Annotated in this window: 17 protein-coding genes; 12 read left to right on the top strand and 5 right to left on the bottom strand. The window is 58.5% G+C overall.

From position 1 onward, the window contains the following. Positions 1 to 10 precede the first annotated feature (10 nt). The 4 genes from pnp to pdxS all read right to left on the bottom strand — a co-directional run bounded on the left by pnp (position 11) and on the right by pdxS (position 4,726). On the bottom strand, positions 11 to 2,368 hold the full coding sequence (gene pnp / locus AC6IY8_RS06425; RefSeq protein ID WP_497777921.1) for a polyribonucleotide nucleotidyltransferase: 2,358 nt from the start codon (positions 2,366 to 2,368) through the stop codon (positions 11 to 13). A gap of 257 nt (positions 2,369 to 2,625) precedes the next feature. After that, positions 2,626 to 2,892 (bottom strand): 30S ribosomal protein S15, encoded by a 267-nt coding sequence (gene rpsO / locus AC6IY8_RS06430; RefSeq protein ID WP_497777922.1) that lies wholly within the window; start codon positions 2,890 to 2,892, stop codon positions 2,626 to 2,628. A gap of 179 nt (positions 2,893 to 3,071) precedes the next feature. After that, positions 3,072 to 3,653, bottom strand: coding sequence for a pyridoxal 5'-phosphate synthase glutaminase subunit PdxT (pdxT, locus tag AC6IY8_RS06435; RefSeq protein ID WP_497777923.1), 582 nt, complete (start codon positions 3,651 to 3,653; stop codon positions 3,072 to 3,074). A 143-nt stretch (positions 3,654 to 3,796) separates the two neighbouring features. Next, on the bottom strand, positions 3,797 to 4,726 hold the full coding sequence (pdxS, locus tag AC6IY8_RS06440; protein WP_497777924.1) for a pyridoxal 5'-phosphate synthase lyase subunit PdxS: 930 nt from the start codon (positions 4,724 to 4,726) through the stop codon (positions 3,797 to 3,799). A 321-nt stretch (positions 4,727 to 5,047) separates the two neighbouring features. On the opposite strand from pdxS, the gene AC6IY8_RS06445 reads away from it, so the two are divergent. The 4 genes from AC6IY8_RS06445 (at position 5,048) to AC6IY8_RS06460 (ending at position 8,913) form a co-directional block, all read left to right on the top strand. Further along, on the top strand, positions 5,048 to 5,839 hold the full coding sequence (locus AC6IY8_RS06445) for a succinate dehydrogenase/fumarate reductase transmembrane subunit (RefSeq protein ID WP_497777925.1): 792 nt from the start codon (positions 5,048 to 5,050) through the stop codon (positions 5,837 to 5,839). A 21-nt stretch (positions 5,840 to 5,860) separates the two neighbouring features. Then, positions 5,861 to 7,645 carry a succinate dehydrogenase flavoprotein subunit gene (gene sdhA / locus AC6IY8_RS06450; protein ID WP_497777926.1) on the top strand — a complete coding sequence of 595 codons (1,785 nt, stop codon included), beginning with the start codon at positions 5,861 to 5,863 and terminating at the stop codon, positions 7,643 to 7,645. A gap of 53 nt (positions 7,646 to 7,698) precedes the next feature. Beyond that, a complete protein-coding gene (sdhB, locus tag AC6IY8_RS06455; RefSeq protein WP_497777927.1) occupies positions 7,699 to 8,448 on the top strand; it encodes a succinate dehydrogenase iron-sulfur subunit in 750 nt (249 codons plus the stop codon). 264 nt (positions 8,449 to 8,712) lie between these two features. After that, the gene (locus AC6IY8_RS06460; protein WP_497777928.1) at positions 8,713 to 8,913 is read left to right on the top strand and encodes a cold-shock protein; all 201 of its coding nucleotides are present in this window, start codon (positions 8,713 to 8,715) and stop codon (positions 8,911 to 8,913) included. Between the two features lie 51 nt (positions 8,914 to 8,964). Here the strand turns inward: AC6IY8_RS06460 and AC6IY8_RS06465 are convergent, their stop codons facing one another. Beyond that, positions 8,965 to 9,936, bottom strand: a complete 972-nt coding sequence (locus AC6IY8_RS06465; RefSeq protein ID WP_497777929.1) for an NmrA/HSCARG family protein — start codon at positions 9,934 to 9,936, stop codon at positions 8,965 to 8,967. Positions 9,937 to 10,129: 193 nt separating this feature from the next. On the opposite strand from AC6IY8_RS06465, the gene AC6IY8_RS06470 reads away from it, so the two are divergent. From AC6IY8_RS06470 to AC6IY8_RS06505, 8 genes are all read left to right on the top strand, one after another. After that, positions 10,130 to 13,777: a DUF3683 domain-containing protein gene (locus AC6IY8_RS06470; RefSeq protein WP_497777930.1), complete on the top strand. Its 3,648-nt coding sequence runs from the start codon at positions 10,130 to 10,132 to the stop codon at positions 13,775 to 13,777. An 89-nt stretch (positions 13,778 to 13,866) separates the two neighbouring features. Next, on the top strand, positions 13,867 to 14,067 hold the full coding sequence (locus tag AC6IY8_RS06475) for a hypothetical protein (protein WP_497777931.1): 201 nt from the start codon (positions 13,867 to 13,869) through the stop codon (positions 14,065 to 14,067). Positions 14,068 to 14,219: 152 nt separating this feature from the next. After that, positions 14,220 to 15,362, top strand: a complete 1,143-nt coding sequence (asnA, locus tag AC6IY8_RS06480; protein ID WP_497777932.1) for an aspartate--ammonia ligase — start codon at positions 14,220 to 14,222, stop codon at positions 15,360 to 15,362. Positions 15,363 to 16,333: 971 nt separating this feature from the next. Further along, on the top strand, positions 16,334 to 18,544 hold the full coding sequence (locus AC6IY8_RS06485) for an acyl-CoA dehydrogenase family protein (RefSeq protein WP_497777933.1): 2,211 nt from the start codon (positions 16,334 to 16,336) through the stop codon (positions 18,542 to 18,544). Then, a complete protein-coding gene (locus tag AC6IY8_RS06490) occupies positions 18,541 to 20,418 on the top strand; it encodes a hypothetical protein (RefSeq protein WP_497777934.1) in 1,878 nt (625 codons plus the stop codon). Before AC6IY8_RS06485 ends, AC6IY8_RS06490 begins: the two co-directional genes overlap by 4 nt. A gap of 51 nt (positions 20,419 to 20,469) precedes the next feature. After that, positions 20,470 to 21,279: a hypothetical protein gene (locus AC6IY8_RS06495; protein ID WP_497777935.1), complete on the top strand. Its 810-nt coding sequence runs from the start codon at positions 20,470 to 20,472 to the stop codon at positions 21,277 to 21,279. Between the two features lie 2 nt (positions 21,280 to 21,281). Then, a complete protein-coding gene (locus AC6IY8_RS06500) occupies positions 21,282 to 22,307 on the top strand; it encodes an electron transfer flavoprotein subunit alpha/FixB family protein (protein ID WP_497777936.1) in 1,026 nt (341 codons plus the stop codon). 95 nt (positions 22,308 to 22,402) lie between these two features. Further along, positions 22,403 to 22,711, top strand: a complete 309-nt coding sequence (locus AC6IY8_RS06505; RefSeq protein ID WP_497777937.1) for a thiamine-binding protein — start codon at positions 22,403 to 22,405, stop codon at positions 22,709 to 22,711. Positions 22,712 to 22,792 lie beyond the last annotated feature (81 nt).

Below are 22,792 nucleotides of genomic sequence, written 5' to 3' on the forward strand. Positions count from 1 at the left end.
ACCAACTTCCTTACTGACGGGGACCGCGGGGCCCGCGAGGACCACGACGGCGGCGGCGGCGTGGATCTCCGGCTCCCGCCGGTTTTCCGCCCGCTACTGCATGCGTCGGAGCTTCATTCGGAGTGTCTTCCCGATTGAAGTTCTCGTCGCTCTCCTCTTCCCCTTCTTCAAAGCCTCCCTCGAAGGTCACTGCCGAACCTTCCAGCGAGCGCTCAGGCGCGGGTGCTGCCGCTACTTCCGGAGCGGGACTAACTCCACCACCCTGTGCTTCCAACTTCGCGCGCTGCTCTTTCAGAATTGCCTTGCGCGACAGCTTGATGCGATTACCTTCGACGGCCAGCACTTTCACCAGCACCTGGTCGCCTTCCTTCAGTTCGTCCTTAATGTCTTTAATGCGGTGCTCAGCCACTTCGCTGATGTGCAACAGACCGTCAGTGCCCGGGATGATCTCAACAAACGCTCCGAACTCGGCCAACCGCGTGACCGTGCCCAGATACGTCCGGCCAACTTCCGGCACAGCCGTGATGTCGTTGATCATCTGCAAAGCTTTCTCGGCCGCAACAGAGTCACTCGAAGCCACGCGAACCTGCCCGCTGTCTTCCACGTCGATCTTCACGCCGGTGGCATCCACGATGCCGCGAATCACCTTTCCGCCCGGTCCAATCAGGTCGCGAATCTTGTCCGTCGGAATCTGCAGCGTGTAGAACCGCGGAGCGTGAGTGCTCACAGTCTCGCGGCCCGAAACAATGGACTCAGACATTCTGTCCAGGATGAACAGGCGTCCACGCTTGGCCTGGGCCAGCGCTTCACGCATGATCTGCGGCGTGATGCCCATGATCTTGATGTCCATCTGCAGAGCGGTAATGCCCTCGCTCGTTCCGGCCACCTTGAAGTCCATATCGCCGTAGTGGTCTTCCGCGCCTGCGATGTCCGTCAGGATGGCGTAATCCTCGCCTTCCTTCACCAGTCCCATCGCGACGCCTGCAACCGGAGCGCGCAGCGGCACGCCGGCATCCATCAAGCTCAGCGATCCACCGCACACGGTCGCCATCGAAGACGAACCGTTCGACTCAAGAATGTCGCTCACCACGCGCATCGCGTAGGGAAAATCATCTTCGCTCGGCAGTACGGCGGTCAGTGCGCGCTCGGCCAACGCTCCGTGGCCAATCTCGCGGCGGCCCGCTCCGCGCAGGAATCCAACTTCGCCCACCGAGAACGGCGGGAAATTGTAGTGCAACATGAAGCGCTTCTTGGTCTCGCCTTCGAAGCGTTCCAAACGCTGCATGTCATCGCTCGTGCCCAGCGTGGTCGTAACCAGCGCCTGGGTCTCGCCGCGCGTAAATACCGCTGAGCCGTGAGTGCGCGACAGCACGCCCACTTCGGTCCAGATCGGGCGAATCTGATCGAATGCACGGCCATCAGGACGGCGGCGGTCCTTCGTCACCTGCTCGCGGAACACAATCTCGCGCAGAATATCGAAGTACTTGCCAGCCTTCGTACGCTCTTCCGGTTGGTCTTCCGGAATTTCAGCCTTCAGACCATCTTTCAGCGCCTTGATTTTGGCGTAGCTTTCAAGCTTTGGATACTTCTCGGTATTCACAGCATCTGCCAGCGCCTCGCCGACCTTCGAACGAATGCTGTTCAGGTATTCCTGATCGATCACCGGAGCCTCGAACGCACGCTTCGGCTTTCCAATCTTCTGCGCAAACTCGCTGATCGTAGCGCAGATCTTCTTAATCTCGGCGTGGGCGAATTCGATAGCATCCACCACGCGCTCTTCGTCCACTTCGTTCGCGCCCGCTTCGATCATCACGATGCCTTCAGCGGTTCCCACCACCATGATGTTCAGCTTGCTCTCGCGCTGTTCGTTGTAGGTAGGATTGATCACGAACTGATCGTTCACCAGGCCCACGCGCACAGCGCCAACCGGACCGGCAAACGGAATATCGGAAATCGTCAGTGCGACCGAAGCGCCGTTGATTCCAGCAACGTCCGGATCATTTTCGGTATCAGCCGACAGAACAAAAGCGATGACCTGCGTTTCGCAGCGGAAGCCATCGGGGAACAGAGGGCGAATTGGACGGTCAATCTGGCGGCTCGTCAGAATTTCGCGCTCGCTCGGGCGTCCTTCACGCTTGATAAAGCCGCCAGGAATGCGGCCGCCAGCATACGTGTATTCGCGGTAGTCCACCGTCAAGGGGAAGAAGTCGATTCCGGCGCGAGGCTCTGTGTTCGCGCAGGCCGTCGCGAGAACTACGGTCTCGCCGATCCGGACAACGCACGATCCGTGAGCCTGCTTGGCCCAGTGACCTGTCTCAAATGAAATGGTTTTGTTGCCGGAGAGGATAACGCTTGTTTCTTGTTTCATTGAATCCTTTCGCCAAGGGGCGCGTCCACGATAGGAGCACTCCACCGCAACAAGCGCGAGCAGTACGCGACAAGTCGCAGTAAGAATGCGAAGAGGAACAGTTCCAGCCGCAACGATTTCGCCAATCACTCCCCACGTAGCACGACATCGTGCTCCAATGCGACAAATTGGGAGTGCGCTGTACGCACCGTTTACGCGAATACGTACAGCGGATTACACGCAAAAACCGGCCATTGAAGCCGGTCTCAGGCGAAAGTTTACTTGCGGATACCCACCTTCTGAATCACAGCCTTGTAGCGCTCGGTGTCGTACTTCTTCAGATAATCGAGCAAGCTACGACGCTTGCTGACCATCATCAGGAGGCCGCGACGCGATGCGTGATCCTTCTTGTGCGTGCGGAAGTGCTCGTTCAACTGACCGATGCGCTCGCTAAGAAGGGCAATCTGTACTTCGGGGCTGCCGGTGTCATTGGTGTGGGTCTTGTACTTTTCGATGATGTTGGTTTTCTGCTCTCGTGCTAACACTGGGAACTGACGCGCTCCTGCTTCTACTTATTCATTGTTGTAACTACATCAAAATACCATGTTTAAGTTGACAGTGCAAAAACGCCCACTACGCACAGCGTCACTCGTTACGCAAAGCCGGATATCTAGTGGCTCCGCGGGTCACAGGCCGCAATATTTGCCCTTCGATGTTTCTGCACTCATGACTGTGCTTTTTTGTTCTGCTCAACGACTTTCAGGAATTCCGCATGCACTCGCGGATCATCGCTCAGCTCGGGATGAAAAGTCGCGGCGATCAATCTCCCCTGCCTGATCAGCACCGGGTAGCCGTCGCGTTCGGCCAGAACTTCCACGGCCTCGCCCACGCGCTCAATCCGCGGCGCCCTGATATAAACCTGCTCAAGTGCTCCGCCAGCGAGTTTGCTTGCGCCCTCCACGATCGTCGAATCAATCTGCCGTCCGTAAGCGTTGCGCCGCACCGTGATATCGAGCGCTCCGATTCCCTTTTGCGACGGATTCTCGATCTCTTTCGCCAGCAGAATGCAACCCGCGCAAGTCCCAAACGCAGGCTTGTTCATCACGAAGTTAGCGAGTTTCTGAAAGCCTTCCTCGCCAAGCAGATTCAAGAACACCGATGACTCGCCGCCCGGAATAATCAGGCCATCGATTTCTTCGAGTTGCTCTGGCTTCCGCACCAGTATCGGTTCCGCGCCCAGCTCCGATATGCGCCGACTGTGCGCCTCAAAATCCCCTTGCAGGGCAAGTATTCCAATCTTCAGCATTGTTCTTTTACTCTACCGCAAAAAGAAGAAGCGCAGCCCGCAAGCTGCGCCCTCCAGTTGGTGGCCCACATACGCTCTCTTTCGGCGAATGTGGGTAAGCAGAACTATCACCCCGCATCATCTAGCGAATACGGGAGAGACTCTTACCAGCCGCGCGTTTGCAGCATCTCGGCTTCAGGGATTCCGGCCACAGCCAGGCCCTTCATCGATCCCGTCATTTGTTCGCTCACTTCGGCCAGCACCTTCGGATCCTTGTAGTGAGTGGTGGCGATCACGATGGCCTTTGCCCTCGACTCAGCTTCCGCGCGTTCCTTGGGGTCTTTCAGATCCAGCGGCGTTGCTCCCTGCTTCATAAAGATGCCGCTGCCCACGAACACCGCTTCTGCGCCCAATTGCATAACGAGCGAAGCGTCTGCCGGGGTCGCAATTCCGCCCGCGCTGAAATTCGGCACCGGAAGCTTCCCAGCCTTTGCCACCATGCGCACTAACTCGTAAGGAGCCTGATGCGTCTTCGCCGCCAGGTAGAGTTCCTGCTCATCCATCACGGTGAGCTGCTTCATCTCTTTGACGATCTGGCGCATATGCTTGACCGCGTGAACGACGTCTCCCGTACCCGCTTCGCCCTTGGTGCGGATCATGGCCGCGCCTTCCGCAATGCGGCGCAAAGCCTCGCCCAAGTTGCGCGCGCCACACACAAACGGAGTCTTGAACGCGTGTTTGTCGATATGATTCTCTTCATCGGCAGGTGTCAGCACTTCGGACTCGTCTATGTAGTCCACGCCGAGTTCCTGCAGTATCTGAGCTTCCGCAAAGTGGCCGATGCGCGCCTTCGCCATCACGGGAATGTTCACCGTTTTCATCACTTCTTTAATGGTCTTTGGCGATGCCATGCGAGCCACTCCGCCTTCGGCTCTGATCATTGCCGGGACACGCTCCAGCGCCATTACCGCGGCCGCTCCGGCTTTTTCGGCGATCTCCGCCTGTTCCGCGCTCATGACATCCATGATCACGCCACCCTTGAGCATTTCCGCGAGGCCGATCTTTAACCGCAGCCCGTTGCCATTCGTGTCCATTTGCTTCTCCGCTAATCGCTTATTTGTTGATCTTGGCCACAGGACAAAGGAGGTGCGCACGCAATGCGTTACGCTGAGCCTGTGCGTCGATGAAAGTATTCTATCGCGTTCCGAGAAACCCTGCCCACGCTCTCTGAACTTGTCTTTCGCCTGCGAAACTCGAAATCGGCTCCCCTCCGCCTCCATTGACATTCCCGCCCGGCACCTCGGTCAAAAACTTTACTCTTGCTTCGCTGTTGAATCTGAGGCATGGTTGACTCAACTTCAGCGCGAAACTATAGTTTTTAGTTCTCGTTACCTACCGGGGTCTAAGGAGATAATGTGGCTTCTACCGCTCCCACAACTACTAGCACTACCCTGCGCCGGGGTGTTCCGCCCTTGCGGGCTGGCGTCGGGCATTCTTTCCTGTGGCGTCGTCTTCAATCGCTGACAGGCATCGTGCCTGTTGGCCTTTTCTTGCTCGAACATTTCATTTCAAACGCCGAGGCGACCAATGGTGTCGCCGCTTACAACTCACAGGTAAAGTTCCTCACCGGCCTGCCCTTCCGCTTATGGCTTGAGATCTTCGGAATCTTTGTTCCGCTGGCGTTCCATGCCCTCTACGGTATCTACATCTGGTGGCGTGGCGAGAATAATGTGATCGACTACCCCTGGGCCGGAAACTGGATGTACACGTTGCAGCGCTACTCCGGCATTCTCGTTTTCCTTTATGTCGGTTACCACATCTGGTACATGCGTTTCGCCGGAGTTCACCTCGTAGATCACTACGACGCCTCGTTTTGGAAGGTACAAAACGAGCTCTCGCATCCATTAGCCTTGGCCGTCTATGTCGTCGGCGTAGTCGCCGCTTCGTGGCATTTCGGTTATGGACTCTTCCTGTTTGCCGCGAAGTGGGGGCTCATCACCGGAGCCAAGGCTCAGAAGCGCGCGCAGGCCGCCGGAGTTGGTCTCTCCGTCCTGCTCATCGTGATCGGACTGATTACCATCTACGCTTTCGTAGCCAAGTTCCCGACCCAGCAGCGCAATCCGGCATGGGATCGCCCCGCTGAGAGCACTCAGGAGCAAAGCGTCATCGTCCCCCAGTATCTTCCCAGCAGCAGACAGGCAAGCTAGGCGAGGCCGAAGAGAAAATCTATGGCAACAACGACTCCTAAGATCATCATCGTTGGCGGCGGACTGGCAGGACTCTCCGCTGCAATCAAAGTTGCGGAATCGGGCGGTCACGTTGATCTGTTCTCGCTCGTTCCGGTAAAGCGTTCGCACTCCGTATGCGCGCAAGGCGGCATCAACGCCGCCAAGAATCTCAAGGGCGAGGGCGATTCCACCTGGTCGCACTTCGATGACACTGTTTACGGTGGCGACTTCCTCGCCAACCAGGCGCCCGTCAAAGCCATGTGCGAAATGGGCCCCGGCATCATCGATCTTCTCGACCGTATGGGCGTGCCCTTCAACCGCACTCCCGAAGGCCTCCTCGACTTCCGCCGTTTCGGCGGCACGCTCTTCCATCGCACGGCGTTTGCCGGAGCCACCACCGGGCAGCAGCTTCTCTATGCTCTCGATGAGCAGGTGCGACGCTACGAGTCCGAAGGCAAGGTCAAGAAGTACGAGTACTGGGAGTTCCTCTCGGCCGTCGTCGATCCTCAGGGTGTTTGCCGTGGTATTTGCGCCATGGATCTGCGCTCGATGGACGTAGTTACATTCCCCGCCGACGCCGTCATCATGGCCACCGGCGGCATCGGAGCCATCTTCGGCAAATCGACCAACTCTGTCGTATGCACCGGCTCTGCACAGGGCGCTCTTTATCAGCAGGGTGCGGCCTACGCCAATGGTGAAATGATCCAGGTTCACCCCACCTCGATTCCGGGCGAAGACAAGCTCCGTCTCATGTCCGAGTCAGCTCGCGGTGAAGGTGGACGCGTCTGGGTTCCCAAGAATCCCAACGAAACCCGCCAGGGAAAGGACGTTCCCGAGGCCGACCGCTGGTACTTCCTCGAGGAGTGGTATCCCAAGTACGGCAACCTCGTTCCTCGTGACGTTGCCACGCGCGCCATTCACAAGGTGGTGCACGAGCATCATCTCGGCATCAACGGCCAGCCGATGGTTTATCTCGACCTGTCTCACATTGACAGTGCCACCCTCGATCGCAAGCTCGGCGGCATTCTCGAGATTTACGAGAAGTTCGTCGGCGATGACCCGCGCAAGGTGCCGATGAAGATTTTCCCGGGCATGCACTACACCATGGGCGGCCTCTGGGTTGACAACGACCAGATGACCAACATCCCCGGCCTCTACGCCGTGGGCGAGTGCGACTACTCCATTCACGGAGCCAATCGTCTCGGTGCCAATTCCCTGCTGAGCTGCATCTATGCCGGATTCGTCGCCGGTCCCAACGCGACAAAGTACGCCAAGAATGGCGCAGCTTCGGGCGATGGTGCCGCTGCGTTTGAAAATGAGCGGAAGCGGCAAGTCGAAGCCAACAATCTGCTCATCAATAACCCGGGCACGGAAAATCCGTTCAAGCTATGGCGTGAGCTCGGCGACGAGATGTCGCGCAACGTAACCGTTTCGCGCTACAACAACAAGTTGCAGGAGACTGATGCCAAGCTGGTAGAGCTGCTTGAGCGCTATCGTAACGTCAACCTCAGCGACAAGACGATGTGGTCCAACCAGTCGTTTATGTTCACCCGGCAGCTATATAACATGCTGCAGTTGGCTCGTGTCATCACCCAGGGTGCCTTCCTGCGCAATGAATCGCGCGGATCGCACTACAAGCCGGACTTCCCTGAGCGTGATGATGCGAACTTCCTGAAGACCACCAAGGCGTTCTTTGCTCCCGATGCTGACGAGCCGCGCTTTGAATGGGAACCGGTCGATGTTTCGCTGATTAAGCCGCGCCCACGGCGTTACGACACCAAGTAGCAACGAGCTAGGCTCCCTGCCTTGGAAGCGGGAGCCAGAGGATTTACAAACTCATGGCGAATAAGAGCGTACTTTTCAAGATCAAGCGTCAGATAAATGCAACCAGCGAGCCCTTCTGGGAAGAGTTCGAACTGGCCTGGAAGCCTGGCTTGAACGTGATCTCGTTGTTCATGGAGGTCGCGCTCAATCCTGTGACGCGCGATGGCAAAGCCACGACCCCAATCAACTACGATTCCAATTGCCTCGAAGAGGTCTGCGGTTCCTGTGCCATGCTCATCAATGGCCGCGCCCGCATGGCCTGCTCGGCATTGGTTGACAATCTCGAACATCCCATCACCATCGAGCCGTTCTCGAAGTTCCCTGTCATCCGCGATCTCGTTGTGGATCGCTCGGTGCTCTTCGAGAACCTCAAGGCCGTAAAAGCCTGGGTGCCCATCGATGGCACCTATGCTCTCGGCGATGGTCCGCGCATCATGCCCCAGGTGCAGGAACAGGCGTACCAGCTCTCGCAATGTATGAGCTGCTGCTGCTGCATGGAGGCCTGCCCGCAGTTCAACGAGAGCACCGGTTTCGTCGGCGCGGCGACCATTGCGCAGGCGCGGTTGTTCAACATGCATCCCACCGGCAAGGTTCTAAAGGACGAGCGCCTTGACGCCCTGATGGGTGACGGTGGCATCCAGGAATGCGGCTACGCGCAGAATTGCGTCGAGGTTTGCCCCAAGGACATTCCTCTCACCAAGTCGATCAGCGATGTTGGTGGAGATGTCATGAAGAAGGCAATCCTCGACTTCTTCCGCCTGTAGTAGTTGGTTTTACTTAGAAAAAATCGAATTGTCCTTGATGCGCGTGGAATTCAGATTTCACGCGCATTTTCATTATCTCAGGGCAAAACTTTAGGCTTGCGTTTCTTTCGAAGTTAGATATACTAAAGCCAATCGAAATCTCGGCTAAGTTTGAACGACGCGATTTTGAGCTGGTACCGCCGAACAACCCTTCCGCGTTCCACCTCAGTAGCATCCGATCTTCTCAGCAGGAAATTTCAATACAAAAGAAAAAGGTACAACACAGTGGAACAAGGAACAGTGAAGTGGTTTAACGACGCAAAGGGATTTGGATTCATCAGCCGCCAGAACGGAGAGGACGTTTTCGTCCACTTCTCCGCGATTCAGTCGAACGGCTTCCGCAGCCTTCAGGAAGGCCAGGCGGTTCAGTTCAATGTCGTGAAGGGCCCCAAGGGCTTTCAGGCAGAGAACGTTACCGTTCTGTAAGAGCTCAAGCTCACAGAGATGCCCGGGGATTATCTCCGGGCATTTCTGCGTTTAGGCAATTGCTTCACCTTGTCCCGACTCAAGCGGAATCCTGCTCTTGTTTACCTTTAGCCACATTTCAAAATCCTGAAGTTCGGGATTCAGTTCTCGTGCTCGCTCCACATTGCGAACCCCACAGAAGTATTCGTTGAAGTCACACTTGAACTGGAATATGTTGCCCAGGTCGTCGGCACCCGGAAACCCGAAGCTGCGATACACCTCTGGCGGAACATCGTTGTAGTGCACCGGAACTCCGAGTGCCTGCGTGAATCGCGCCGCCATCTCCTGGCCCGTCAGAAGTTCCCCTGCGATTCCTACCTTCTTTCCAATGCAATCGTCCCCGCGCTGGAAGATCCCATACGCGCACTTCCCAATATCCTCGGCGGCAATCCCTGGAAGCTTGCGGTCTCCCATCGGCAGCGTTAGCGCCAATTGCCCATCCGGCCCCTTCTTCGGACCCATGCCGAAGCCTATGAAATTATCCCAGTAGAACGAGGTCAGCAAAAACGTCGTTCGCACGCCCGCATCGGCGAAGAATTGATCTGCCTCACCCTTCGCGTCAAAGTGAGGAACCTTGTACTTGCCCATCAGCGTCGGCATGCGCTGATCATTCAGACGGACCCACTTCCGCGTGTCTTCCAGCGTGGACCAGATCACATGAGCCACGTCCTCACTCTTCGCCGCTCGAGCCAGATTCTGCGCCTGTGCCAGTTCCTTCTCCGGCGAGAAATGTTCCCAGTAATTCGTTACGCAGAACGCGCCGTAAGCGCCGTCGAATTCGCGTTTTAAGCTTTCTTCGTTATCCAGGTCGGCGCTCACCACTTCTGCGCCCGCAGCGGCGAGTTCCTTCCCCTTTTTTGAATCCGCCTTCCGCGTAATGGCCCGCACTGCAAACCCTTTACCGCGTCCATTGAGTATCGCGCGAGCCAACCCTCCGCCCTGGGAGCCTGTTGCGCCCACAACAGCGATAATCCTGTCCGACATATGAACCTCCAAATTGTGAGAAGACGGCCATGAGAGAGATGCCGGAAAGGCACTCTCGGCTGTCTGCCGCTGCCTTTGGAAGAATGAGCTGAGTCACCTACGCGCCTGACATACTCGCCTTACACGGTCGTTGCTGCTTCACCGCCGCCCTTCACTTTTGCTACTCTGAACCATGGCGCATCACTCCAGCACAGTGGAAACGGCCCTGTCCCGGCCGCGCGAGATTCCCTACAACTACACCTCCGCCGGCGACCGTCAGGCTGTCTCCTTCCTGCTCGGCGAAGAGATCGTTCGCACCCTCGACGATCTTCGTAGCGTGCGCGTCACCGGACGCTCCGCTCGCATTCTCATGCGCCTTCTCGGCGAGATTCTCATCCATCGCCGCAATCCCTATCTGTTCGAGGAACTGGTCACCTCGGCTCCGCGCCGCAAGCGCTTTTTCGACAACGCCGCTCGCGATCTCGAGACCATCGCTTCCAAGGCCGAAGGAGACACCCGCGTCCTGAACGTGCTTCGGCACTGCCATGCGCTCATCGACTCTTTCCGCGACGAAGTTCATCGCACGCCTGAAGTTCGCGACCGTATCCGCCGCGAACTGGCCCCGATCATTGGCGCGCAAAACGTCCTCTTCGATCCTTTCACGCTCGTCTCGCATGCCACCGACGCAACCGACTGGCGGCTTCACCTGCCGCTCGCCGTTGTCACTCCCGATGATGAAAACACCATTGCGCCGCTACTCCAGGCTATCGCTGGCCTCCAACTGAAAGTTGTTCCGCGAGGTGCCGGAACCGGACTCACCGGCGGGGCTGTTCCGTTGCGCCCCAACTGTGTTGTCATCAACACCGAAAAGCTGAATCACATCCGCACCATCACCCAGCGGGAGTTCCATCTCGCTGACGGCAATTCCAGCAGCGCTTCCGTTATGGAAGTCGAAGCCGGAGTGATCACCGAAAAAGCGATGGAGCATGCGGCAGAGCACGGCCTTGTCTTTGCCACCGACCCCACCAGTTCCTGGGCCTGCACCATCGGCGGCAACATCGCTGAGAACGCCGGAGGCAATCTTGCCGTTCGCTGGGGCACCTGCATCGACAACCTGATCGAGTGGCGCATGGCCATGCCCTCCGGTGAGAACTGGATCATCCGCCGCGCCAATCACCAGCTCCGCAAGATCCTCCCGCAGGACACCGTGATCTTCGACGTCCTCCAGGCCGATGGCACCCCCATCCGTCGCATTTCCCTGCGCGGCACCGAGATCCGTAAGAATGGCCTCTGGAAGGACATCACCAACAAAGCTCTGGGCGGACTCCCCGGCCTGCAAAAGGAAGGCACCGACGGCATCATCACCTCGGCCGTCTTCATCCTCTACCCCGCCTACGCAGCCAAGAAGACGATCTGTCTCGAGTTCTTCGGCCCCGATTTCGACGAAGCCAGCCGCGTCATTCTCGAACTCTCGCGCGACTTCCCCTTGCCCACCGAAAACACAGAAGCCCTGCTCGCCCTCGAGCATTTCGATGACGAATACATTCGCGCCATCAACTACAAGGTGAAAGCGCCTCGCGCCGAAACTCCGAAGGCCGCGCTACTGATCGATATCGCCGGCAACTCCCCAGAGCAGGCCTCTATCGGCGTTGAGCGCATCCGCACGCTCCTCGAGCGTCACCCCAACACGCTCATGTTTGTCGCCGCCGACCCTGTGGAGGCCAAGCGCTTCTGGGCGGACCGCAAGAAACTCGGTGCCATCGCCCGCCGCACCAACGCTTTCAAGATGAACGAGGACATCGTCCTCCCGCTCGACACTCTCGCCGAGTTCGCGCGCTTCATCAACGACCTCAATATTGAAGAAGAGCGCCATACCCAAACGCGCTTCGCCCAGCGCGCTCTCGAAATCTTCAACGGAGCCCACGACCGCGACGACCGCGACCAGATCGCCGCCAAAATTCCCGCCGCCATCGCTCTCTGCGCCGAGTTCACCGCGGAAGTCCAGCATCTCGACTCACGCACGCTCCGCAGCCTCACTCATCTTCAAGAGTTCCGCCACGGACTCGACAAGCTTGTCCGAGGCTATCCCGCGGTCCTGGAATCTCTCGACCGAGCTTTCCAGGAAGTGCGCGACCGCCGCATCGTTCTCGCCACCCACATGCATGCCGGTGACGGAAACGTTCACGTCAATGTTCCCGTGCTCTCCAACGACCGCCCCATGCTCGAGCGTGCCGATCACGTCATCGACCGCGTCATGGAGAAGGTCATCTCTCTCGGAGGCGTCGTCTCCGGCGAACACGGCATCGGCCTCACGAAGCTCAAGTATCTGGAACCCGAGCGCATCGCCGAGCTCTCAGCCTACCGCCGCCAGGTCGATCCCGACGGACTTATGAATCCCGGCAAGCTCGAGGATTACCAGGCGCTCGGACACATCTTCACCCCGTCCTTCAACCTGCTCGAACTCGAAGCCCGCATCCTGCAACACGGCCAGCTCCAGGAGCTCTCGCGCAAGATCGCTCATTGCGTCCGCTGCGGCAAATGCAAGGTGGATTGCTGTGTGTATCACCCGGCCCGCGGCATGTTCTATCACCCTCGCAATAAGAACCTCGCCATCGGCTCCCTCATCGAAGCCCTGCTCTATGACGCCCAGCGCGAGCGTTCCACTCACTTCGAACTCCTGCGCTGGCTCGAGGAAGTTGCCGATCATTGCACCATCTGCCACAAATGCCTCACCCCTTGCCCGGTTGATATCGACACCGGCGAGGTCTCCGTGCTCGAGCGCGAAATCCTCTCCAGTTGGGGATACAAGCACACACCTCTCGCCACGCAGCTCACGCTAAAGTACCTCGACAGCCGTTCCCCTGCGCTCAACTCCGTCTTCCGCACCGCTGTCGTCCAGATCGGCGGAGCTGCCCAGCGCATCGGCAGCAAACTAACCGCTCCTCTCCAGCACTCCGAAGCCGCATCGCAGATCTATCCTCTGCGCCTCCTGCGTTCGTCTGTAGCCCCGGTCCCGTCGGAAACACTTCGCGATGTCCTGCCCTCCTGCGAAGCCGACCAGGCACTCATCTTCGAGCCCGCAACTCACTCCACCTCCGAGGAGCAGAAAACTGTCTTCTACTTCCCCGGATGCGGCTCCGAGCGTCTGCATTCCGACATCTCAATGGCCGCCATCCACCTGCTGCTCCAGACCGGCACCCGTGTCGTGCTTCCGCCGCCATTTCTCTGTTGCGGATTCCCTGCTCACGTCAACGCAAAATCCGATCTCCACTCCGGAACCGTTCTGCGCAACACCATCCTCTTCAGCCAGATTCGCGAGATGTTTGCGTACCTCGACTTCGACGCCTGCGTCATCACCTGCGGCACCTGCCGCGAAGGACTCGGTCACACCGATACCGCGCAGCTTTTCGGTCGCGTGGTCGATATCTCTGCCTACCTCCTTGAACGCGGTCTGAAGGTCCAGACTTCATCCGCATCGACCGGCTATCTCTACCACGCGCCCTGTCACGACTCGCTCGACAACAAAGCGCTCACCGTACTCGAAAACCTTGGCGCCTTCGGCCAAGTGCAGGCAGTCCCCCACTGCTGTTCCGAGGCAGGCACTCTTTCCCTCTCCCGGCCGGACATCACCGATTCCATGCTCCATCGCAAGCAGGAAGCCTTCCGCGAAGCCATTCCCGAGGGAGCCAAAGCTGCCGTGCTCACCAATTGCCCTGCCTGCGTCCAGGGCCTCGGACGCAGCCGCCATCTGGGCGTCCAACCCTTGCACATTGCCGTCGCTCTGGCCCAAAAACTCTCCGGCCCCGATTGGAAATCGAGTTTCATCCAGGCCGCCCAGCGTGCCACGGCTGTTACCTTCTAGGGCCCGAGAGCCTCGCGCGAGTACGAAAGTACTGCCGTGGAACAACGGTTGACCTAGGTCGATACCAGAGTTCCTGCTACACTGCGCTCATGAAGAATGCCGAGAAGGCACCGGGGCTCCCAAACGATGTCGTATCCGTCGCAGACAATGACTCACGCATGGATGCCTACAAGTGGGAGCGATTCGGCCTAGTAGCGGCCATCTTCTTCATCATGCTCATTGTCGTTGTGGTGGTGCAGTACAAGTACCAGCACTTCACGTTCTCCATCGGCCCCAACCCCCTCCGCTAGCCACTTTGCGCGGGATTTTCTACGCACACCGCCCGGTGACGCCTGATACAGACGGCCCGCCATCCCCCGTGTTCTCGTATTTGCCGCGTTTTCTTGATTGACGCCGTTCCCTGTTGTTCATCGTCTCGCGGACTTTCTGAAAGGAGACCGTTATGGCGACCACAGTAGCGGACAAGCGTGCGGACCTTGCCGGACCAGGCATTGGGAACTACACCGACATCGAGCGCATCCTGCCCAAAGACTACATCCCCCTACTCTCACCTCGCGACACACAGAAAGCCATCTTCGAAGTCAAACGCTACATCGAGGACAATCTCTGCCGCGAGCTCAATCTCTTCATGAGCGCCGTCCCGCTCATCGTGGACTCTTCAAGCGGCATCAACGATTTTCTGGATCGTGACGGTTCACGTTCCCCCATTCAGTTCCACGTCTCCAACGACAATAATGAGCACCCCGTTCACGCGCAGATCGTCCAGGCCGCTACAAAATGGAAGAGGATGGCGCTTGCCGAGTTTGGCTGCCATCCCGGCGAAGGCCTATGCACCGACATGCGCGCCGTGCGTAAGGACTACTTCCTCGACCACGACCATAGCTGCTACGTCGATCAGTGGGATTGGGAGCGTGTCATCCGTCCCGAGGACCGCAATCTTGGATTCCTCAAGTCCATCGTGCGCTCCATCTGGAAGGTGATTGTCGGTGCGCAGCGTTTTGCCCAGGAGCGCTTCCCTGCACTGGCGCAACCCGCCTACCCCAATCTCCCTGAAGAGATCGAGTTCATCCACGCCGAAGAATTGCTCTCCATGTATCCCCACCTGCCTCGCAAGCAGCGCGAGACACTCTTGCTCCAGAAGCACCCTGCCGTTTTCCTCATCGGAATCGGCTGGCCTCTGCAGGATGGCTACCCGCACGAGATGCGCGCCGCCGACTACGACGACTGGGTCACCCCCACCACCATGCCCAACGGCAAACCCGCCCACGGACTCAACGGCGACATTCTCGTCTGGAACCCGGTCACTGGTCGCCGTCACGAACTGTCATCCATGGGCATTCGCGTGAACGCCGAAACCCTCAAACACCAGCTCACCATCACCGATCAGCTCAGCTTCCTGTCCTTCCCCTACCACCGCGGAATCGTGAACAACGAGCTTCCGCTTTCCATCGGTGGAGGCATCGGCCAGAGCCGCACCATGATGCTACTGCTTCGCAAGGCGCACCTCGGAGAAGTCACCGTCAGCGTCTGGCCCAAGATTCTCAACGAAATTTGCGAGAGCCATAACATCTACGTCCTCGAATAACTCAAAAGGGAGCGGAAATCTTCGCTCCCTTATTCTTTGCGTCCCTTCGTGCCCAAAACTCTCCTCTTCGCCAGTACGACTCAGGTACAGACGGAAGGTACTCAATCGTATTCTGCGGTCCCGGCGGCTGCGGCGACCCTACAAATGAGGGCGCAGAAAAAACTTCATCACGAAGGATCCGCACTATGTAGTGGTCAGCGAGGATGAACTCAAGGAACAAAGCACGGACGGCTGGGAGACCTATCGCCGGTGCACCAAAGACCCATCCCGTCTTGAAGTACAAGGAGGAACAGTAGCGATCCGGGCTGGCGTGCGGACGAGGCCAGCCTGACTTGGCTGTTCGGAAATCGACATGTCAAGATAGTTTGACGTCTCAAGTGGCCATCGAGGGTCGTGCGCTCGACGTCGGCCGATGCAAGAGAGCCCGCGACTCACCTGCGCCCAGTTCGAGCGTTGAAGGCGTCGGCCTGGTGTGCCATTTACTTTGTGCAAAACACTCTCCGTTCTCCCCTGTACCTTGCAGTCAATTTCCCGCTCAAAATATCGCTCTTCTCGCCACTCATTCGCGCGTTTTACGGTCCGAAATCGACACTTTTTGCCCCGCCTTCCTACCCTGTCAACCCCCTTCCGTACACTTTTCTTCATAACGTTCTGATAACACGCCACATACCGTTATCCTGCCGCCGATGGGAATACCCCTTCGCTCTGCTATTCTGGAAATAGATCAAGAAAGCTCTTTCCATTTGGCCCCAATTAACTCCTTTGTTTCCGAATTTTTAGCGAGATATATAGGGGGAGGGGGTACGGTGTTTCGCTTCTACCCGTGCCAGCTCTCCGGAATTCAGCGATCACCATTCGGGCCTCCGTTTCGACTTCTGCCTCCGCCGCATATCACCTTCCCGACTGACATACGTCACAGCCCTGTTGTTTGCTCCTAAAAGAGAATGTTTCTTCCTCGAAAGGACTTATAAATGGGCACAACTACCGTTCCTCAAGTGGGCGCGATGCTCACTCTTCCCGGAGATGCGGTTCGCCAGATCCTGTGGCGATTTGCAGACCGATTCGACCTACAAATGCTTGTGCAGTCGGCTCGCGCCGTTGCGCGCGGACCTGTCGCACGCATGGTCGCCTCCGGCGAGCGCAACACCCACGAATGGACTCCGGCCAAGAATGACATGATGGTCGCCTTCGATAACGCAGGCATCACCGCTGCGTTCATGGAACCAGAAGAAGGCGGATTCATCAGCGGCCCCAAGAACCTTGCGCTTGCCCTCGCTGCCTTCGAGCTTGCCTGGGTTGACGGCGGTGCTGCCACCGCAAGCCTCGCTGGCTTTCTGGCCCTCGCGCCCATCCACGAGCGCGGTACCGAAGAGCAGAAGGCGCACTACATGGCGCTCGCCGCGCCTCCGCAGCCCGGCGAAGACCGCAAGACCATGCGCGGAGCCTTCGCCCTCACCGAGCCCATTCCTTACGTCGGCGTCGATACCGGCCTGCTCAGCGGCCGCATGCGCATTGCCGAGTGGAATCCCGGCGAGGAACCGATGTTGCAGATCGAGAAGCGCGGACGCTTCATCACCAACATCGCCTGCGCCGACTTCGCCACCACAGCCGTTGAGTCCGGCGACGAGCGCATCAAGGGCAGTTGCGTCGTCATCCTCGAGGAAGGCGACGAAGGCACGTTCGATCGCGGCACGCCCACCAAGAAGTTGGTTCACCAGCTCTCTTCCACCGGCGACCCCATCTTCAGCCTCAAGGTTCCGGCCAGCCGCATCGTCGGCGGCTACACGATCAAGGACGGCCAGATCGTACCGAACTACACCCACAGCGAAGTTATCGAGGCCGTGTTCCGCCGCACCCGCGTCACCGTCGGCCTCATGACCTCGGCCAAGCTGCTCTCCGCCGTTGAGCCGGTCATCCGCTACCAGCGCACCCGCTTCCGTGGCGCCGAGTCCATCAAGGAAGGCAGTCTGCGCTATGAGTTAGGCATCCAGCAGCGCGAGGACGCATTACAGCGCCTCGTGGACGTTTGGGCCTCGGGCGAGGCAAGCGCCTCCCTCGGCTTTGCCGCCGCCCGCCTGTTCGATGAGCTAGACCCCCTCGAGAAGCAGAAGACCCAGATCCTGCTCGAGCGCGGTGTTCAGGGAGGACGTGCTGAGATCAAGGCGCTACGTGAGACCGAGGCACGCGCCCTGGAACTGATGGCCAACCACATCTCACCCGAGCGTCGCGCCGAGTTGGAAGCCGATCCTCTGGTGCAATACTCCTTGATTGACGCCGCGGCTAACGTGCTCTGCCCCGCCACTAAGCTCTGGAATACTGGGCAAGGCGCCATCATGATGCGCGAAGCCGTGAGCCTCATGGGCGGCTACGGCATCACCGAGGACTGCCCCGGCTTCCTGGCCAACAAGTGGATGGACGCCCAACTGGAGGCCACCTACGAGGGCCCCGAGGCCGTACAGCGCCGTCAGTTGACCATCACCATGACCAGCGAGCTCTTCCTGGCTCAGTTCCGCCGCTGGATCAAGGATATGCGCGGCATCGCCTCCGAGCGCCCCGGCACTGGCGCCTGCACCTTGGCAACGGCCATGACCATGTGGCTCTGGACACTCAACTACACGCTCCACTCCAAGGACGCCAACGGCGACAAGCTCTACCACGGACAGCGTCAAGGCGTAACCTTCGCCCTCGCCGACGCCCTGTGCTGGCTATTGGCCTCACGCTGCCAGATCCTCGACGTGCAGGCCTTAGAGGCCTGCGGCTCAAGCGATGCCTCGGTATCCGAAGGACTGCCCGCCACGCTCCAGTTCCTGTCCGATCTCTGCCACGTGCAGGCAGCTCGCGCCTCTGGTGAAGTCTCCCGTATCTGTGCCGAGCTGGTTTACGGCTACAACCGCCATCCAGCCTGGGACGCAGAAGGACACAAGGCATGCTTCCAGAGTGACGAGCTAGACGAGTTGGAGGGCCTCATTCCGGGACTCGCCGCCTGCGCCACTGACGTAGTCTCCAGTGGTGTCCACCCGATAAAGGCTGGCCCGTGCGCCGGATGTGTCGGTTCGGTGGACTTCCTCCGCCTCCAGAATAAGCTGGCTACATGCCTCACCGGCTCCCGACTGGCTAAGGATCGCGCCGCCGAGACTGTATCCAAGGTGATGATCCCTGAAGCGCAGGATTACCCCGCATGAGCGACATAACCATGCAACCTGACACTTCCGAGGAGACGACCGCACGGCCCCAGATGGACGTGGATATCGCCTGTGTCGGATTCGGTCCGGCAATGGGCGGCTTCCTCACTACTCTGAGCCGTGAGATTGCCGCCAATACCGGCGATCCCGCGCTGGAGAGCAAGACCTGCCCCGGAATGCCCCTGCAGGTGCTCTGCTACGAGCGGGCCGACGACATCGCCGCCGGAGTCAGCGGAGTCGTGACCCGTGGCTCGGCCATTCGCGCCAGCTTCCCCGACCTCAACCCATCGGAGGTCCCGATGATGGTGCCAGTGAAGGAGGAGAAGGTTCTATACCTTCTCGACCCCATCGGTGCCAGCCGCCGCTCATGGGCTCTACGGGCAGGAGATGCTGCGATACGAGCACTCAGTTCCCTGCTCCCAGTCGAGCACCAAGCGCTCGACCTGCCCTATACTCCGGCCTTCCTGCAGAAGCATGGCGGCCTGGTGATGTCCATCGGACAGTTCAACCAATGGGTCGGAGGCCAGTTGATGGCCGGCGGTGTCGCCCAGATATGGCCAGGGACCCCGGTCAGCACGGCCCTGTTCGAGGGTGAATCCGTCAAGGGCGTCCGGTTGCCTGACCAAGGCGTAGATCGCCATGGCACGCCGGAGCCCGGTTACATGCCCGGCATGGACGTCTACGCCGCCCTCACCGTCGTCGCCGACGGCCCGGTTGGCTCTGTAGGCCGCAGTATCGACCAGACCCTCGGCATGCCACCGGGCCACCACCAGTGCGAGTGGGCCTTGGGCATGAAGATGGTGGTAGAGCTACCCCAGGGTACCCCCCTCCAACCTGGCACCGTCTTCCACACCTTCGGCTTCCCCGAACCAGAGATCTTCGGATTCTTCTACGTTCATCCGGACAATCTGGCTTCGGTCGGAATCTTTGTACCATCCTGGCTTGCAAATCCAACGCGCAGCTCCTACCGATATCTTCAGCACTTCATGCAGCACCCATATCTGTGGCGCTATCTCGAAGGCGGCACGATGCGTTCGTGGGGCGCGAAGTCCTTGCAGGAGTCAGGCGCGAACGGTGAGCCATTTCTTGCAGGCGATGGCTACGCACGCATCGGCGAAGGGTCGGGCAGCACGAATATGCTGACCGGTTCCGGAGTGGACGAGGCTTGGGCTACTGGGGTGCAACTGGCGGAATCCGTTGCGGAACTATTACGGGCTGGCAAGCCGTTCTCACGCGAGAACCTACAAACCACGTACATTCGACGTCGACGAAACAGCTTTGTCGAGCAAGGTACGCAAGCGGCGAAAGACGCGCGCAATGGTTTTCACCAGGGCGTAATCCGCGGACTCGTGGGAATGGCGCTGGCGGGTTTGACGGATGGAAAGTTGTCGCTCGGAGCGAATATTCGACCTACACACAAGCAGATTGAATCACTTCAACGCTTTTACTCCGATCGTCTTCATGTAAACGCCTTGCAGAACTCGGCAAAAGCTGCATCCTCCGGCGGTCCACTCCTGAGCGATGCCATCATGGACGCCTGCGGCTGGCCGCAGATCCAGTGCGATGGCAAGCTGCTCGTCTCCCATCAAGATGCATTGCTGATGGGAGGTAAAGTGCAGGCCGCTCCGGGGTTCGGCGATCATGTGATCTTTCGCGACTCGAGCCTCTGCGAACGTTGCCAGGAGCGAACATGTATTTCCATGTGTTCGGGTCAGGCAATCACGCATGGTGAAGGTGCGGTTCCTGCATTCGATCGCGAAAAGTGCGTGCACTGCGGAGCATGCCTTTGGAACTGCATGCAATCGCCTGACGGAGAACATTCAAACATCGACTTTCGTGCAGGCGCCGGCGGATTTCATTCCGCGGAGAACTGAGTCAACGGTCAAGTCTTCAAGCATTCATTTAGGAATTAGGAATTAAAACTCATGGCAAATAGTTTTCAAATTGTGGTCTGCGCAAGCATCGTTCCAGATCCCTTGCAAACCTTGGAACCTGCGGTCGGAACAAATGGTCCCGCATTGAAAAACGAGATGATGCTGCCTGCAGTGTTAGATCCGTGGGCAGCTTCCGCTCTTTACGAAGCAGCTAATCTTGCAGCGAAGCATGTTGGCAGCAAAGTCTGGCTCGTAAGTCTCGGTCCCAAGGCCAAACTCCAACAAGTGATGATGACGGTGGCGCAGAAGGTCCCGTTTGAACTTGTGGCCGTGGACGGGCCGCTCGGTGGTTTCACAGATGCGCATGCCACTGCAGCTGCGCTAGCCGAAGCCATCACGGCGATCCCCGGACTCGACCGCGAACGCCTGCTGATTTTCGGCGGTTGGGAATCGGCTACTCGCGGGGCCTCCGTCACTATGCAGGTGCTCGGTGAGCGGCTCTCCATCATCGATCAGTTTCAAGGGGTTGACCAGATTACCGTGAAAGCTGACGGCTCTTTCGAAGTACTTGAGCGCGTTGAGGGCGGTAAACATCAGGTCTCGGCCTGTGCGGGAGCCCCCGCAGTGCTGGGATGGGCGACGGGAAGCCTGCCTGAACCTCGCAACAATCCTCAGGTGGGCATGGCAAATATGCGCGGTATTATGCCCGCGTTGCAGAAGGCGAAGAGTGTGAAGCTGGACTCGAACGGCCTGGCCTACGCCTCGGTGAGTTTGCCTAAGCAGCGCCGTGAAACGCGCCTCGTGAAGGATATGCCCGAAGACGAGATCGCTCGCGAGATCGTGGAATGGATTGCGGAGTAATCATGGAAAACATTCTTGTATTGACACATGTAGATGAAGCAGGCGCCGACCTGACCAAGGCATCGCTTGAGTGCGTGAATGCTGGTGTGGAGCTTGCCGCCGCCATCCAGGCGCAGTTAAGCATCGGAGTTCTCGGTGCAAATACGACTGTGGCTGCGCAGGCGTTAGCTGGCGCGGCGAGCCGAGTTCTAGCAGTTTCGGGCGAAGAGTTTGCACAACCGAGATACGCAAGTGATGCAGCTGCTTGTGAGGCTATTTGCCGCGCTAGTGGCGCTACCATCATTCTCACCCCTGAGAACTCGCGGCTTGCTCGCGTGATGCCAGGGGTCGCATATCGGCTTGGAGGTTTTGCCGACACGCACATCACCTCCCTGCATAAGGGTGACGCGCTGCAGGCCACGCGGTGGTTCTATCGCCAACGTATTGAGGCTGTATTGCAGCGCGAGAGCCGCCCCTGGGTTCTGCTGCTTGAGAGCGGCACACAGGAAGCCTGGACAGCAAAAGGCAGATCAGTCCAGCCTGAAGAAGTAACAGTCAACCTTCCCCCACTTAGAACGAATGTCGTTGGCTTACAGGCACCCACTCAGGATGAGCAGACAATTCGGCCTGGAGCAAAGGTGCTTTTTGTCGCCGGCGCCGGCTGGACCAAGAAACAGGCAGACGGACAGGTTCATGCGCAAGACGCCGAAAAGCTGATCCTGGGCTTCCTGCATTCGACGGACGCATCCTTGGGAAGTAGTAAGTCACTGGCGGACCAGACGGGCGAAGGCCAGCAGGCGCTGACATTCATGAGCCATATGAACCAGATCGGACAAACGGGTGCAACACCTCGCCACCCAAAGGGACTGGCGACCTGCTGCCATGGTGAAGAGCCGCACGTCGTGGGATGGCGTTTTGTCAACGAGCGCCGCGCTATCAGTCTCGATCCGAACTGTGGCTGGGCTCGCGGCAAAGCAGACGTGGTCTACGTTGCCGACGCTTTCAAGGTGATGTCAAAGGTGAATGCATTGCTCACTGAAGGAAAATAGGGCTACTGCTTTTGCAAGTCATTGCGCCGCGTCATGCACGCGGCGCTTCTCTTTATAGCCCGCTGTAGAATACCCAAATTGGAAAGGAGGTTCACATGCTGGCGAGTTTTTCGGTCGTTCCGATGGGAGTGAGCGAAGGGGTCAAGGATATTGTCGCGGAAGCGTTGGCGATCGTGGACAGTTCCGGACTTCCCTACAAAGCAGGCGCGATGCAAACGACGGTCGAAGGAGAAGAAACGGCGGTATTGGAGGTTATCCTCCGCTGTCATCATCGGGTTCGCGAACTAGCGCCGCGAGTCTTGACCCATATCACTCTTGATGACCGCAAGGGAGCATCCGGGAGGCTCGAAGGGAAAGTAAAGGATGTGGAGGATGTTCTTGGCAAACGCCTGTCACGCGAATAGCTCGCATGCACGCGTTGCATTGAAGGCACCCATCTTCGAGATAGAGGCAAAAGACAAAAGTTTTACATATCAGGAAGTTTG

It is taken from the genome of Koromonas soli (genome assembly GCF_059726265.1).

Bases quoted from the DNA above. Each gene is read 5' to 3' on its own strand.
- pnp (WP_497777921.1), bottom strand. From the start codon at position 2,368: ATGAAACAAGAAACAAGCGTTATCCTCTCCGGCAACAAAACCATTTCA.
- pdxT (WP_497777923.1), bottom strand. From the start codon at position 3,653: ATGCTGAAGATTGGAATACTTGCCCTGCAAGGGGATTTTGAGGCGCAC.
- pdxS (WP_497777924.1), bottom strand. From the start codon at position 4,726: ATGGACACGAATGGCAACGGGCTGCGGTTAAAGATCGGCCTCGCGGAA.
- sdhA (WP_497777926.1), top strand. From the start codon at position 5,861: ATGGCAACAACGACTCCTAAGATCATCATCGTTGGCGGCGGACTGGCA.
- sdhB (WP_497777927.1), top strand. From the start codon at position 7,699: ATGGCGAATAAGAGCGTACTTTTCAAGATCAAGCGTCAGATAAATGCA.
- AC6IY8_RS06465 (WP_497777929.1), bottom strand. From the start codon at position 9,936: ATGTCGGACAGGATTATCGCTGTTGTGGGCGCAACAGGCTCCCAGGGC.
- AC6IY8_RS06475 (WP_497777931.1), top strand. From the start codon at position 13,867: ATGAAGAATGCCGAGAAGGCACCGGGGCTCCCAAACGATGTCGTATCC.
- asnA (WP_497777932.1), top strand. From the start codon at position 14,220: ATGGCGACCACAGTAGCGGACAAGCGTGCGGACCTTGCCGGACCAGGC.
- AC6IY8_RS06485 (WP_497777933.1), top strand. From the start codon at position 16,334: ATGGGCACAACTACCGTTCCTCAAGTGGGCGCGATGCTCACTCTTCCC.
- AC6IY8_RS06490 (WP_497777934.1), top strand. From the start codon at position 18,541: ATGAGCGACATAACCATGCAACCTGACACTTCCGAGGAGACGACCGCA.
- AC6IY8_RS06495 (WP_497777935.1), top strand. From the start codon at position 20,470: ATGGCAAATAGTTTTCAAATTGTGGTCTGCGCAAGCATCGTTCCAGAT.
- AC6IY8_RS06500 (WP_497777936.1), top strand. From the start codon at position 21,282: ATGGAAAACATTCTTGTATTGACACATGTAGATGAAGCAGGCGCCGAC.
- AC6IY8_RS06505 (WP_497777937.1), top strand. From the start codon at position 22,403: ATGCTGGCGAGTTTTTCGGTCGTTCCGATGGGAGTGAGCGAAGGGGTC.